Annotated in this window: 16 protein-coding genes; all 16 read left to right on the plus strand. The window is 55.1% G+C overall.

The features are described 5' to 3' along the window. Positions 1 to 9: 9 nt before the first annotated feature. Positions 10 to 1,224: an IscS subfamily cysteine desulfurase gene (locus AQS70_RS06415; protein WP_055102058.1), complete on the plus strand. Its 1,215-nt coding sequence runs from the start codon at positions 10 to 12 to the stop codon at positions 1,222 to 1,224. Positions 1,225 to 1,317: 93 nt separating this feature from the next. Beyond that, positions 1,318 to 1,704 (plus strand): Fe-S cluster assembly scaffold IscU, encoded by a 387-nt coding sequence (gene iscU / locus AQS70_RS06420; protein ID WP_055102059.1) that lies wholly within the window; start codon positions 1,318 to 1,320, stop codon positions 1,702 to 1,704. Between the two features lie 64 nt (positions 1,705 to 1,768). Beyond that, positions 1,769 to 2,092, plus strand: coding sequence for an iron-sulfur cluster assembly protein IscA (iscA, locus tag AQS70_RS06425; RefSeq protein WP_055102060.1), 324 nt, complete (start codon positions 1,769 to 1,771; stop codon positions 2,090 to 2,092). 8 nt (positions 2,093 to 2,100) lie between these two features. Then, positions 2,101 to 2,622, plus strand: a complete 522-nt coding sequence (gene hscB / locus AQS70_RS06430) for a co-chaperone HscB (protein ID WP_055102061.1) — start codon at positions 2,101 to 2,103, stop codon at positions 2,620 to 2,622. A gap of 51 nt (positions 2,623 to 2,673) precedes the next feature. Continuing rightward, positions 2,674 to 4,536, plus strand: coding sequence for a Fe-S protein assembly chaperone HscA (gene hscA / locus AQS70_RS06435; RefSeq protein WP_055102062.1), 1,863 nt, complete (start codon positions 2,674 to 2,676; stop codon positions 4,534 to 4,536). 2 nt (positions 4,537 to 4,538) lie between these two features. After that, positions 4,539 to 4,880, plus strand: a complete 342-nt coding sequence (gene fdx / locus AQS70_RS06440; RefSeq protein ID WP_055102063.1) for an ISC system 2Fe-2S type ferredoxin — start codon at positions 4,539 to 4,541, stop codon at positions 4,878 to 4,880. 14 nt (positions 4,881 to 4,894) lie between these two features. Then, positions 4,895 to 5,095, plus strand: a complete 201-nt coding sequence (gene iscX, locus AQS70_RS06445; protein WP_055102064.1) for a Fe-S cluster assembly protein IscX — start codon at positions 4,895 to 4,897, stop codon at positions 5,093 to 5,095. A gap of 94 nt (positions 5,096 to 5,189) precedes the next feature. Then, complete coding sequence (ndk, locus tag AQS70_RS06450; RefSeq protein WP_048367087.1) at positions 5,190 to 5,615, plus strand: nucleoside-diphosphate kinase; 426 nt, start codon at positions 5,190 to 5,192, stop codon at positions 5,613 to 5,615. Positions 5,616 to 5,643: 28 nt separating this feature from the next. Next, positions 5,644 to 6,792, plus strand: coding sequence for a dual-specificity RNA methyltransferase RlmN (gene rlmN / locus AQS70_RS06455; RefSeq protein WP_055102065.1), 1,149 nt, complete (start codon positions 5,644 to 5,646; stop codon positions 6,790 to 6,792). A 12-nt stretch (positions 6,793 to 6,804) separates the two neighbouring features. Next, positions 6,805 to 7,563 (plus strand): type IV pilus biogenesis/stability protein PilW, encoded by a 759-nt coding sequence (gene pilW, locus AQS70_RS06460; protein WP_055102066.1) that lies wholly within the window; start codon positions 6,805 to 6,807, stop codon positions 7,561 to 7,563. Then, entirely contained in the window at positions 7,563 to 8,555 is a 993-nt protein-coding gene (locus AQS70_RS06465; RefSeq protein ID WP_055102067.1) for a RodZ domain-containing protein, read from the plus strand. Before pilW ends, AQS70_RS06465 begins: the two co-directional genes overlap by 1 nt. Positions 8,556 to 8,558: 3 nt before the next feature. After that, positions 8,559 to 9,668 carry a flavodoxin-dependent (E)-4-hydroxy-3-methylbut-2-enyl-diphosphate synthase gene (gene ispG / locus AQS70_RS06470; RefSeq protein WP_055102068.1) on the plus strand — a complete coding sequence of 370 codons (1,110 nt, stop codon included), beginning with the start codon at positions 8,559 to 8,561 and terminating at the stop codon, positions 9,666 to 9,668. Positions 9,669 to 9,690: 22 nt separating this feature from the next. Further along, positions 9,691 to 10,980 carry a histidine--tRNA ligase gene (hisS, locus tag AQS70_RS06475; RefSeq protein ID WP_055102069.1) on the plus strand — a complete coding sequence of 430 codons (1,290 nt, stop codon included), beginning with the start codon at positions 9,691 to 9,693 and terminating at the stop codon, positions 10,978 to 10,980. A 40-nt stretch (positions 10,981 to 11,020) separates the two neighbouring features. Further along, positions 11,021 to 11,662: a tetratricopeptide repeat protein gene (locus AQS70_RS06480; RefSeq protein WP_055102070.1), complete on the plus strand. Its 642-nt coding sequence runs from the start codon at positions 11,021 to 11,023 to the stop codon at positions 11,660 to 11,662. Next, positions 11,655 to 12,806 (plus strand): outer membrane protein assembly factor BamB, encoded by a 1,152-nt coding sequence (gene bamB, locus AQS70_RS06485; protein ID WP_055102071.1) that lies wholly within the window; start codon positions 11,655 to 11,657, stop codon positions 12,804 to 12,806. Before AQS70_RS06480 ends, bamB begins: the two co-directional genes overlap by 8 nt. 138 nt (positions 12,807 to 12,944) lie before the next feature. After that, a partial coding sequence (der, locus tag AQS70_RS06490; protein ID WP_055102072.1) for a ribosome biogenesis GTPase Der occupies positions 12,945 to 14,220 on the plus strand: 1,276 nt, incomplete at its 3' end.

Consider the following 14,220-nt stretch of genomic DNA (forward strand, 5'->3'; position numbering starts at 1 on the left):
AGATAGTCCATGAAATTGCCAATTTACCTTGATTACTCAGCTACCACCCCGGTTGATCCGCGTGTTGCCCAAAAGATGAGCGACTGCTTGCTGGTTGACGGGAACTTCGGTAACCCGGCCTCGCGCTCTCACGTTTTCGGCTGGAAAGCTGAAGAAGCTGTTGAGAACGCTCGTCGTCAGGTCGCTGATCTGGTGAATGCTGATCCGCGTGAAATTGTCTGGACCTCTGGTGCTACCGAGGCCAACAACTTGGCAATTAAAGGTGCTGCCCATTTCTATGCCTCTAAAGGCAAGCATCTGATCACCGACAAGATTGAACACAAGGCCGTTCTCGATACCATGCGTCAGCTGGAGCGTGAAGGCTTTGAAGTGACCTACATCGAGCCGGGTGAGGATGGTCTGGTAACACCAGCTATGGTTGAGGCTGCTCTGCGTGAGGACACAATCCTAGTGTCGATCATGCACGTGAACAACGAAATCGGCACCATCAACGACATCGCAGCCATTGGCGAGCTGACTCGCTCGCGCGGCGTGTTGTTCCATGTGGACGCTGCTCAGTCGACGGGCAAAGTTGAAATCGACTTGGTCAAACTGAAAGTTGACCTCATGTCCTTCTCGGCCCACAAAACCTACGGTCCTAAAGGCATAGGCGCACTGTATGTAAGCCGTAAACCTCGCGTCCGTATCGAGGCGGCCATGCACGGTGGCGGTCACGAGCGCGGCATGCGCTCGGGTACCTTGGCCACCCACCAAATCGTGGGCATGGGCGAAGCGTTCCAGATCGCCAAAGAAGAAATGGCCGCCGAAAACGTCCGTATTAAAGCCTTGAGCGATCGCTTCTTCAAACAGGTCGAGCACCTTGAAGAACTGTACGTAAACGGAAGCATGACAGCCCGTGTTCCGCACAACCTGAACCTGAGCTTCAACTATGTTGAAGGTGAGTCGCTGATCATGGCGCTCAAGGATCTGGCCGTGTCGTCCGGTTCTGCTTGCACCTCCGCCTCCCTTGAGCCGTCCTACGTATTGCGTGCCCTTGGCCGCAACGACGAACTGGCGCACAGCTCGATCCGTTTTACCTTCGGTCGTTTCACCACTGAAGAAGAAATCGACTACGCCGCGCAGAAGGTTTGCGAGGCTGTTACCAAGCTGCGCGCTTTATCGCCGCTGTGGGATATGTTCAAAGACGGCATCGACATTTCGAAAATCGAATGGGCGGCGCACTAATAACTTAAGTCGCCGCAAGCAAGTGCTGTAAAACGTAGTCAATAGCTTTTTACAGCGTTTGAAGAGCGACTCTGATGAGTGAGGATTAGTACCATGGCTTACAGCGAAAAGGTCATCGACCACTACGAAAACCCACGCAACGTCGGCAAGATGGACGCGGAAGATCCAGATGTTGGCACTGGCATGGTGGGTGCACCGGCCTGTGGCGACGTCATGCGTTTGCAGATCAAGGTGAACGAGCAGGGCATCATTGAAGATGCCAAGTTCAAAACTTATGGTTGCGGTTCGGCCATTGCTTCCAGCTCATTGGCAACCGAGTGGATGAAAGGTAAGACTCTGGACGAAGCAGAGACCATCAAGAACACTCAGTTGGCTGAAGAGCTAGCCTTGCCGCCTGTGAAAATTCACTGCTCGGTACTCGCTGAAGACGCCATCAAGGCGGCCGTTCACGATTACAAGCAGAAGAAAGGTTTGATCTGATCCGGTTGGCTCGTGCCCAAAGGCGTGGGCTGGTGATGATACTGGCGAAAGGTAAGGAGTCACGATGGCTATCAGCATGACAGAGGCGGCGGCCAAGCATATTCGCCGCTCCCTTGATGGGCGCGGCAAAGGTGAGGGGATTCGTCTGGGTGTTCGCACCACGGGCTGTTCCGGTCTTGCCTATGTGCTGGAGTTTGTCGATGAAGTGGGTGAAGACGATCAGGTCTTCGAAACTCATGGCGAAAAAGTGATCATTGATCCAAAAAGCCTCACTTACCTTGACGGCACTGAGCTGGATTTCGTCAAGGAAGGTTTGAACGAAGGCTTCAAGTTCAATAACCCCAACGTGCGCGGCGAATGTGGCTGCGGCGAGAGCTTCAACATCTGAGGCCAGTCGTGGGTACTCCTTGTCATTTTGCTTTGTTTGAACTGCAGCCGAGCTTCAAGCTGGATCTCGATCAGTTGGCCACGCGTTATCGTGAGTTGGCGCGTGGCGTTCATCCAGACCGTTTTGCTGACGCCTCAGAGCGTGAGCAGCGACTGGCGCTAGAGCAATCCGCCAGCCTCAATGAGGCTTATCAAACGCTCAAAAGCCCTTCAAAACGTGCGCGTTACTTGCTCGCGATGAGTGGGCGTGACATGCCGCTTGAAGTAACCGTGCATGATCCTGAGTTTTTGATGCAGCAGATGCAGTGGCGCGAAGAGCTTGAAGACTTGCAGGACGACGCCGATACGGCCGGTATTGCCGTATTCAAACGTCGTTTAAAAGCCGCTCAAGATCAATTGAACGACAACTTCGCAGCCTGTTGGGATGATGCAGCGCAGCGTGAGCAGGCCGAGCGCCTGATGCGCCGCATGCAGTTCCTCGACAAACTCTCTTACGAAGTGCGCCAGTTAGAAGAGCGCCTCGACGATTAACCCAGTGCCGCTACGGTTGCACGCCTGATATACAGATAAGTCCTGATAACGATGGCCCTACTGCAGATCGCCGAACCCGGCCAAAGTCCTCAACCGCACCAGCGTCGTCTGGCTGTGGGGATTGACTTGGGCACTACCAATTCGCTGGTCGCTGCATTGCGCAGTGGTCTTAGCGAGCCGCTGGCTGATGCCGAAGGCCGAATCATTCTGCCCTCTGCGGTGCGTTATCACGCAGACCGCGTCGAGGTGGGAGATTCTGCTCGCTTGGCGGCCTCCAGCGATCCTTTCAATACCGTGTTGTCGGTCAAGCGCTTGATGGGGCGCGGTCTGTCCGACGTCAAGCAACTGGGCGAGCAACTGCCTTACCGTTTTGTTGGCGGTGAGTCGCATATGCCGTTCATTGACACAGTACAGGGCCCTAAAAGCCCGGTAGAAGTGTCGGCCGATATCCTGAAAGTGTTGCGCGAGCGTGCCGAAAAGGCTTTGGGCGGAGAATTGGTGGGTGCGGTGATCACCGTTCCGGCTTATTTCGATGACGCTCAGCGCCAAGCCACCAAAGACGCTGCTCGATTGGCCGGGCTGAGCGTATTGCGCTTGCTCAACGAGCCGACGGCTGCCGCAGTGGCTTACGGTCTAGATCAGCACGCAGAAGGTGTTGTCGCGATCTATGACTTGGGTGGGGGTACGTTCGATATCTCTATCTTGCGGTTGACGGGCGGTGTTTTTGAAGTCTTGGCAACGGGGGGCGACAGTGCTCTCGGTGGCGATGATTTTGACCATGTTATCGCGAGCTGGATCGTTGACCAGGCGGGTTTGTCTGCTGATCTAGATCCGGGTACTCAACGCCAACTGTTGCAAATTGCCTGTGCCGCCAAAGAGGCGCTAACAGATGCGTCCTCTGTGGCTGTTATCTATGGCGATTGGCAGGCTGAACTGACCCGTGAAGCATTCAATGCGCTCATCGAGCCAATGGTTGCGCGCAGTCTCAAGGCCTGCCGCCGTGCTGTACGCGATGCCAATATTGAGCTTGAAGATGTTCAAGCGGTGGTTATGGTTGGCGGTTCGACCCGTGTGCCGCGCGTTCGCGAGGCGGTTGCTGACATGTTTGGTCGTCAGCCGTTGACTGACATCGACCCGGATCAAGTGGTTGCCATTGGCGCTGCGATTCAGGCTGATACGTTGGCCGGTAACAAGCGTGACGGTGGTGAGTTGTTGCTGCTGGACGTGATTCCATTGTCCCTGGGTCTCGAAACCATGGGCGGCTTGATGGAGAAGGTCATCCCGCGTAACACCACGATTCCTGTGGCCCGTGCGCAAGACTTCACCACCTACAAAGATGGCCAAACGGCCATGATGATTCATGTCCTGCAAGGCGAGCGCGAGCTGATCAGCGACTGCCGTTCGTTGGCGCGCTTTGAGCTACGCGGTATTCCACCGATGGTGGCGGGGGCTGCGAAAATCCGCGTGACCTTCCAAGTAGACGCCGACGGTTTGCTTAGTGTTTCGGCGCGTGAACTCGGATCAGGCGTTGAGGCCAGCATTCAGGTCAAGCCTTCGTACGGCCTGACCGATGGTGAAATCGCCAAAATGCTCAAGGATTCGTTCCACTACGCCGGTGACGATAAAGTAGCGCGTGTGCTGCGAGAGCAGCAAGTGGATGGTCAGCGCTTGATCGAGGCAGTACAGGCTGCGCTTGAGGTAGATGGTGAGCGCTTGCTGGACGCCGAAGAGCGCATGGTCATTGAGCTGCAAATGCAAGAGTTAGCCGAATTGTTAAAAGGCACCGATGGCTATGCTATCGAGCAACAGACTAAACGTTTGTCGCAAGTCACCGATGCCTTTGCTGCCCGCCGTATGGATCTAACGGTAAAAGCCGCTCTGGCGGGGCGCAACCTGAATGAGATTGAGGAATAACGATGCCGCAGGTCATTTTTCTGCCCCATGAGAAGTTTTGCCCGGAAGGGTTAGTTGTAGAAGCTGAGCCTGGGGTTTCGATCCTTGATCTGGCGCATGAGCACCATATCGAGATGGAAAGCGCCTGTGGCGGCGTCTGTGCCTGCACGACGTGTCACTGCATCATTCGTGAAGGTTTCGATTCGCTCAATGAAGCTGATGAGCTCGAAGAAGACTACTTGGATAAGGCTTGGGGCCTGGAGCCACATTCACGCCTAGGATGCCAGGCGATTGTCGGTGAGGATGACCTCACTGTAGAAATCCCGAAATACTCACTCAACCATGCTGCCGAAGCGCCGCACTGATTCAAGGAACTGTCATGAGTCTGAAATGGGTTGATGTACAAGAAATTGCTATACAGCTGGCTGAAGCTCACCCGGATGTCAATCCGCTCTCGGTGAACTTCGTCAAGCTGCGTAATTTGGTTATGGCGTTGCCGGAGTTCGATGACATCCCGGATCGTGGCGGGGAAAAAGTCCTCGAAGCTATTCAGGGTTTGTGGATCGAAGAGGCTGACTAAGCCCGCAACGTTCGTAATTATGCAATACCCAAGAACCCGCGTATAATTCGCGGGTTTAATTTTTCGCTTAAATCACTGTTTCTGGAGTTACACCATGGCTGTTCAACGTACTTTCTCCATCATCAAGCCTGACGCCGTTGCTAAAAACGTTATCGGCAAGATCGTTACCCGTTTCGAAGACGCTGGCCTGAAGGTTGTAGCTTCTAAACTGAAGCAACTGTCCAAAGCTGAAGCTGAAGGTTTCTACGCTGAACACAGCGAGCGCGGCTTCTTCGCTGACCTGGTTGCTTTCATGATCTCCGGTCCAGTGGTTGTTCAGGTTCTTGAAGGTGAAAACGCTATCGCTCTGAACCGTGAGCTGATGGGCGCTACCAACCCTAAAGAAGCCGCTGCTGGCACCATCCGTGCTGACTTCGCTGAATCCATCGACGCTAACGCTGTTCACGGCTCCGACTCCGAAGCAGCCGCTGCACGCGAAATCGCTTACTTTTTCGCAGCTACTGAAGTAACCACTCGCTAAGCATTGGCTTGTGAGTGAGGGTGAAGACATGATTGCAACGACTGGCAAAACTAACCTGTTGGGTCTGACTCAGCCGGAAATGGAGAAATTCTTCGACTCAATCGGGGAGAAGCGTTTCCGTGCCGGTCAGGTCATGAAGTGGATTCACCACTTTGGCGTCGATGATTTCGACGCCATGACTAACGTCAGCAAAGCCTTGCGCGACAAGCTCAAGGCCATTGCTGAAGTTCGTGGACCTGAAGTCGTCAGCGAGGACATCTCCAGCGATGGCACCCGTAAGTGGGTAGTGCGCGTTGAGTCCGGCAGCTGCGTCGAGACCGTTTATATTCCCCAGGGCAAACGTGGCACTTTGTGCGTTTCGTCCCAGGCTGGCTGTGCCCTGGATTGCAGTTTTTGCTCCACCGGCAAGCAAGGCTTCAATAGCAACCTCACCGTGGCCGAAGTCATTGGTCAGGTGTGGATTGCCAACAAATCCTTTGGCAGCGTTCCGGCTACCATCGACCGCGCCATCACCAACGTGGTGATGATGGGCATGGGTGAACCGCTGCTCAATTTTGATAACGTGATTGCCGCCATGCATCTGATGATGGATGACTTGGGCTACGGCATCTCCAAGCGCCGAGTGACCTTGTCGACCTCGGGCGTGGTGCCAATGATTGATGAGCTGTCTAAGCACATCGACGTCTCACTGGCGTTGTCGCTGCATGCACCTAATGACGAACTGCGCAGTCAGTTGGTGCCGATCAACAAAAAGTACCCGCTCAAAATGCTCCTTGAGTCCTGCCGTAACTACATGTCGAGCTTGGGCGAAAAGCGCGTATTGACCGTTGAGTACACCTTGCTCAAAGGCGTCAATGACCATGTCGATCATGCGCTAGAAATGATCGAACTGCTCAAAGACACGCCGTGCAAAATCAACTTGATTCCGTTTAACCCGTTCCCGCACTCGGGCTATGAGCGTCCAAGCAACAACGCCATTCGCCGTTTCCAAGAGCTGCTACAGCAAGCGGGTTATAACGTGACTGTGCGTACCACTCGTGGTGAAGACATCGATGCGGCCTGTGGGCAGTTGGTAGGTCAGGTAAATGACCGTACCCGCCGTAGCTCGCGACTGATTGCTGCGCGTGAACTCAATGCTGAGACTGATCAGGCGCAAAACGCTGCGTCTCAGCCCTGAGAGAGGAAACCTATGATCTTGCGCGCTGCGCTCTCTGTCCTCTTGGTCGGCCTCTTGGCTGGCTGTATCTCATCGGGTGATTCACATCCGTTGAGCAGCGACAAAGGGCGTGCTGAGGCGCGTCAAGCGTATGTTCAGTTAGGGCTTGGTTACCTCCAGCAAGGGATGACCGAGCAAGCTAAAATCCCCCTCAGTAAAGCCCTAGAGCTCGACAAGACAGACCCAGACACCAACGCCGCACTGGCCTTGGTGTTTCAATCCGAAATGGAGCCAGAGCTAGCTGAGCGGGCGTTTAATACAGCGCTGAGCGGGCGACCTGCTGATACGCGAATTCTGAATAACTATGGCAGCTTCCTGTATGAGCAACAGCGCTATCAGGACGCCTACAGCCAGTTTCTGAAAGCCTCGGCAGACCACCTTTACCCTGATCGCTCGCGTGTCTATGAGAATCTGGGCATGACCTCACTCAAGTTGGGGCAACGTGATGTCGGACGTCAGCAGCTCGAAAAAGCGCTGCGCTTAAACCGCCAACAACCTCGTGCCCTGCTTGAAATGGCTGAGATGTCTTACGAAGACAGGCATTATGTGTCCGCACGAGACTATTACGATCGTTTTAGCCTGCTTAGCGGGCAAAATGCACGTAGTCTATTGCTCGGTGCGCGTCTGGCGACTGTTTTCGATGATCGCACTCCAGTAGCCAACTATGGCCAGCAACTAAAACGACTTTATCCCGGCACGCCGGAATATCAGCAATACCTGTCGGAGCAATGATGAAAGCGGCGCAACCCGAAGTTCTAGCAGCGACTCGTGTCAATCCCGGTGAGACTTTGCGTCTGGCCCGTGAGAACAATGGATGGACCTTGGCTGAAGTCGCCCTGAAACTCAATCTCACGGCCAGTTCCTTGAGCAATCTTGAGTCGGGTGCGTTTGACAAACTACCAGGCCATACCTTTGCCCGCGGCTACATACGTGCCTACGCTAAATTGCTGGGCATGGACCAGACCCGCCTGGTACATGAATTCGACGTCTATACCGGCACCGATGCCAACGGTAGCAATGTGCACAGCTTGGGCCGTATCGAAGAGCCTGTGCGTGTTTCGCATACCATTTTGCGGATCGTTAGCTTAGTACTGCTGATTGCTGTGCTGTTTGGCGGTTTTTTCTGGTGGCAGGATCAAGCGTCCATGCGGGCCAAAGATCTCATTGGCTTGACGCCAGAACACGTCGAAGTTGAAGGCGCTGATGGCACGACCCAGATCCATCCGCTCGACGAGCCGGAAGATCAAGCCGTCGCTCAAGCGAATGCACAAGGTGATATAGCCCCGCAACCTGCCCCTGAAGCGACCGGCAGCACCGAACTACCTTTACCGATAGCGCCTACGGCCTCTCCAGCGCCGACCACAGCGCCTGCAACATCAGGCACACCGACTCAGCCAACTACGCCAGCCGCAGCCGTAGCTCCAGCTGCCCCAGCTGTCGTGCCTGCGACCCCGCAAACAGACACCGCGGCGGCCACCACGGGGCCTGGCAAGGTCACTATCAACTACACCGCTGATTGCTGGTCCCAAGTCACTGATAGCACTGGCAAAGTGCTGTTTAGTGGCCTTAAGCGCAAAGGCGAAACGCTTGATGTGACTGGCAAGCCTCCACTCAGCCTGCGTCTGGGCTATGCCCGTGGCGCGCAAGTGACCTATAACGGCCAGGTTGTGGATGTGGCTCCTTTCACCAGTGGCGAGACTGCTCGCCTGAAGTTAGGTCAATAAGTCATGCACGGCGAATCACCAATCAAACGTCGCGAATCGCGCAAAATTTGGGTCGGCTCGGTACCGGTGGGCGGCGATGCCCCTATTGCTGTACAGAGCATGACCAACAGTGACACCAATGATGTTGCAGCCACAGTCGCTCAAATCAATCGGCTAGAAGCAGCGGGCGTAGATATCGTTCGGGTTTCGGTGCCGGACATGGACGCGGCTGAGGCCTTTGGGCGTATCAAACAGTTGGTCAAAGTGCCACTGGTCGCTGATATCCACTTCGATTACCGCATTGCGCTGCGCGTTGCCGAGCTGGGTGTGGACTGCTTGAGGATCAACCCGGGCAACATCGGTCGTGAAGACCGCGTGCGTGCAGTAGTTGATGCAGCACGTGATCGCGGTATTCCGATCCGTATCGGCGTTAACGCCGGTTCACTGGAAAAAGACCTGCAAAAAAAATATGGCGAACCTACACCGGCTGCGCTTGTTGAGTCGGCTCTGCGCCACGTTGAGCACCTAGAGCGCTTGAATTTCAAGGACTTCAAGGTCAGCGTTAAAGCCTCCGATGTATTTATGGCCGTTGAAGCTTATCGCTTGCTGGCCAAAGAAATCGTTCAGCCGCTGCATTTAGGCATCACTGAAGCAGGGGGTTTACGCTCTGGCACAGTGAAATCTGCGGTGGGCCTAGGTATGCTGCTCGCCGAGGGAATTGGCGATACTATTCGTATCTCGTTGGCAGCAGACCCGGTTGAGGAAGTAAAAGTCGGCTACGACATCCTTAAATCCCTGCATTTGCGCTCGCGAGGTATCAACTTTATCGCGTGCCCAAGCTGCTCCCGGCAGAATTTCGACGTGGTGAAAACCATGAACGAGCTGGAAGTGCGGCTAGAAGACTTGCTGGTACCGCTGGATGTGGCCGTGATTGGTTGTGTGGTTAACGGCCCCGGTGAAGCCAAAGAGGCTCACGTAGGGTTGACCGGTGGCACGCCTAACCTGATTTACATCGACGGCAAGCCGGCACAAAAATTGACGAATGAAAACCTGGTGGATCAGCTTGAAAAACTGATCCGGCAGAAGGCGGCCGATAAGGTCGAAGCTGACGCAGCCGTAATCGCGCGCGGCTAACCAAACGAATAAAGGATTTTTTGTGAGCAAGTCTTTGCAAGCCATTCGTGGCATGAATGACATCCTGCCAGAGCAAACGCCGTTATGGCGCTACTTCGAAGGCAAGGTTGCGCGTTTGCTGGATAACTACGGTTACAAGCAAATCCGTATGCCAATCGTCGAGTTCACCGAGCTGTTCAAGCGCTCGATTGGCGAAGTGACCGACATCGTCGAAAAAGAGATGTACACCTTCGAAGACCGCAATGGCGATTCGCTGACCTTGCGCCCAGAAGGCACCGCCGCGTGCGTGCGTGCTGTGCTTGAGCACGGCATCACGGGCGGTGGTCAGGTACAAAAATTGTGGTACATCGGCCCGATGTTCCGTCACGAGCGCCCGCAAAAAGGCCGTTATCGTCAGTTCCATCAGATTGGGGTTGAAGTGTTCAACCTTGATGGACCAGACATCGACGCCGAATTGATCTTGCTGACCTGGCGTCTGTGGGGTGAGCTGGGTATTCGTGATGCAGTGAAACTTGAGCTCAACAGCTTGGGGACTAGCGAGGCGCGTGCGCGCTACCGTGCAGCGCTGGTTGACTACCTGTCTTCGCGCTTGAGCGAACTTGACGAAGACAGCCAGCGTCGATTGAAAACCAATCCGTTGCGAGTGCTCGACACTAAAAACGCCGACACCCAGGCGGTACTGGTTGACGCGCCTAAGCTGGCCGACTATCTCGATGAAGAATCCCGTGTGCACTTTGAGGGCCTCAAGGCTCGCTTGGATGCTGCCGGTATTCCTTACGTGATCAACCCTAAGCTGGTGCGCGGTCTTGATTACTACAGCAAAACCGTCTTTGAATGGGTCACCGACAAGCTCGGCGCCCAAGGCACTGTCTGTGCTGGTGGTCGCTATGACGGCTTGGTTGAACAAATGGGTGGCAAGCCAACGACCGGTGTTGGTTTTGCAATGGGTATCGAACGTCTGATTCTGCTCCTCGAAACGCTGGAGCAAATCCCTGAAGAAATTGCGCGTCAGGTGGACGTTTACCTGTGCGCTTTCGGTGAGGCCGCTGAACTGGCTGCTTTGGCCTTGAGCGAACGTGTTCGTGATCAGTTGCCAAACCTGCGTCTGCAAATCAATGCGGGTGCTGGTAGCTTTAAGAGTCAGTTTAAAAAGGCTGACAAGAGCGGTGCGTTGTATGCACTGATTCTGGGTGAAGACGAACTGGCCCAGCGAGTGGTGGGCGTTAAACCCCTGCGTGGCCAAGGCGAACAACAAACTATTGCCTGGGATGCTCTTTCCGAGCACTTGGCCACCTGCATCGTGCAGGGTTGAAGCTGTTTAACAGCCGATTTATCGAATAAGGAGTGTTGGGGTGTCGAGTAACGATGATGATCAGCTGGGCGAGTTGAAAGACTGGTGGCAGCGCAACGGCAAACCCCTGGTCACTGGCGGCGTGCTGGCGCTGGTGGTGGTGTTCGGCTGGCAGGCTTGGCACAAATATCAGGCGAATCAGTCGCAGGGCGCGTCGATTCTCTACCAACAATTGCTTGAAACCACACTGACGCCCAACGGGCAGCCAGACACAACTCGCGTGGCCGAATTGGCCAACAAGTTGAACAGTGAGTATGGCGGCACTGCGTACGCACAGTTTGGTGGTCTGTTTGTCGCTAAAGTAGCCGTAGACACTGGCAAGCTGGATGACGCGGCAGCTGAGCTTAAGGCCATTGTCGATAAGCCAGCTAACCCGACCCTGAGTGAAGTGGCGCGTCAGCGTCTGGCTCAGGTTTTAGCAGCGCAAGGCAAAGCTGATGAGGCTTTGAAGCTGTTGGGCGGTGATTCGGACAAAGCATTCCTGGCCAGCCGTGAAGAACTGAAAGGCGACTTGCTGGTTCAGCAAGGTCGCACCGATGACGCGCGTGCTGCCTACGAAAAAGCCAAAGCTGCTTTGTCTGATGAGGCGGCGGTGGGTGGCTTACAAATCAAGCTCGATGACCTGGCCAAAGGGGATGCGTGAAGTGATGCGTTGGAAACATGCGGCATTGCTGGCTCTGGTCGTTCTGGCCGCGGGTTGCAGCAGCAACAGCAAAAAAGAACTGCCACCAGCGGAACTGACCGACTTCAAAGAGGAAGTCGTTCTGCAAAAGCAGTGGGATCGTTCGATCGGTGATGGTCAGGGTAAAAACTACACCCTGCTGACGCCAGCGGTTGAAGGTAATACGATCTACGCCGCTGATGTGAACGGTATTGTGATGTCTCTGGACCGCATGAACGGCGACGTTCAGTGGAAGAAAGACCTCGAGCTGCCTGTTTCCGGCGCAGTGGGTGCTGGTTATGGCCTGCTCATGCTCGGCACCTTGCAGGGCGATGTGATTGCCCTGGACTCCAGCACTGGCGAAGAAAAGTGGCGCGCTCGCGTCAACAGTGAAGTGCTTGCACCTCCTGCCAACAACGGCGATATCGTTGTGGTTCAGACCCAAGATGATCACCTGATTGGCCTTGATGCCTCAACCGGTGATCAGCGCTGGATCTATGACAGCACTCCGGGTGTGCTGACGTTACGGGGGACTGGTGCTCCGTTGGTGACCAACCGTCTAGCGATTGCAGGTCTTTCGACCGGTAAAGTTGTGGCCGTTGATATTCAAAATGGTGTGCCGGTGTGGGAATCGCGCGTAGCGATCCCACAAGGCCGTTCGGAGCTGGAGCGTATCGTCGATATTGACGGCGGTCTGCTTCTGTCGGGTGGTACGTTGTACGTCGCCAGCTACCAGGGCCGTATGGCGGCCTTGGAACTCGAGAGCGGTCGCGTGCTTTGGCAGCGTGATGCTTCCAGCTACGCGGGTGTCGCGCAAGGGTTCGGCAACGTCTACATCAGCCTGGCTTCCGGCACTGTAGAAGGCGTTGACGAACGTTCGACCACCCAACTGTGGAGCAATGATGCTCTGGCACGTCGTCAGTTGTCGGCGCCAGAAGTCTTCTCCAGCTATGTTGCCGTCGGTGACTTCGAAGGCTATCTGCACCTGTTGAGCCAGGTTGATGGTCGTTTCGTTGGCCGTACTCGGATTGACAGCGACGGCCTTCGGGCGCGTCCGCTGGTGGTCGGTGACATGATTTACGTGTTTGGTAACAGCGGCAAACTGGAAGCCCTGACCATTCGCTAAGGCGTCTATGCTTGAGACTCTAGAGTCTCAAGCAGCCTTGCTCTTGCAAGGCTTGCGGCACATTTGTGCTGTTCCGAACTCTGGCCGCTGCCTTGCAGCGGCTTTTGTATTTTCTGAAATAACGAAGTGGAGAGCCGCATGGTTCCCGTAATCGCCCTGGTGGGCCGACCCAATGTCGGCAAGTCCACCTTGTTCAACCGCCTGACCAGGACTCGTGACGCCATCGTCGGCGACTTGTCCGGTCTGACCCGTGATCGCCAATACGGTGAGGCCAAGTGGCAAGGGCGTTCCTACATTTTGGTCGACACCGGTGGTATTTCCGGTGACGAGCACGGTATGGACGAAAAAATGGCCGAGCAATCGTTGCTGGCCATCGAAGAAGCCGATGTCGTTCTGTTCCTGGTAGATGCTAAAGCGGGCTTCACCGCCGCTGACCAGATGATCGGTGAGCATCTTCGCAAACGTAACAAGCGCTCTTACGTTGTAGCCAACAAAGTCGACAACATCGACCCAGACATGGCTCGCGCTGAATTCGCACCGCTGGGCATGGGCGACGCAATACCGATCGCTGGCGCACATGGCCGTGGTATCACGCAGTTGTTGGAAATTGCCTTGGGCAGCTTCCCGCGTGACGCTGAAGAGCCAGAAGAAGGCGAAGAAGAAGTCGTTCTCGAAGGTGAGGAAGCCAAGCGCATTCCTGGCCCAAGCGAAAAAGACGGTATCAAAATCGCCATCATTGGTCGTCCAAACGTCGGTAAATCCACGCTAGTCAATCGCATGCTCGGTGAAGACCGAGTCATCGTGTACGACCAGCCCGGCACTACCCGCGACAGTATTTACATCCCGTTCGAGCGTAACGACGAGAAGTACACGCTGATTGACACCGCCGGTGTGCGCAAGCGCGGCAAGATCCACGAAGAAGTCGAAAAGTTCTCCGTGGTCAAAACCCTGCAAGCGATCAAAGATGCCAACGTGGTGATCTTTGTAATGGACGCCCGTGAGGGCGTGGTTGATCACGACCTAAACCTGTTGGGCTTTGCTCTTGAAGCGGGTCGGGCACTGGTTATTGCGATCAACAAGTGGGACGGCATGACCCCGAGCGAGCGCGACTACGTTAAGGTCGAGTTGACGCGTCGCTTGTTCTTCGTCGAATTCGCTGACATCCACTTCATCTCGGCGTTGCACGGCACGGGCGTGGGTAACTTGTACCAGTCGGTGCAAAACTCCTTCAAATCGGCGGTTACACGCTGGCCGACCAACCGTCTGACCCAGATCCTAGAAGATGCGGTCAGTGAGCACGCGCCGCCGATGGTTAACAGCCGCCGGATCAAACTGCGTTATGCCCACTTGGGCGGTGCTAACCCGCCGATTATCGTGATCCACGGTAACCACGTTGACAAGGTGCCGCAACCTT

The organism is Pseudomonas endophytica, from assembly GCF_001411475.1.
Taxonomy (GTDB): domain Bacteria; phylum Pseudomonadota; class Gammaproteobacteria; order Pseudomonadales; family Pseudomonadaceae; genus Aquipseudomonas; species Aquipseudomonas endophytica.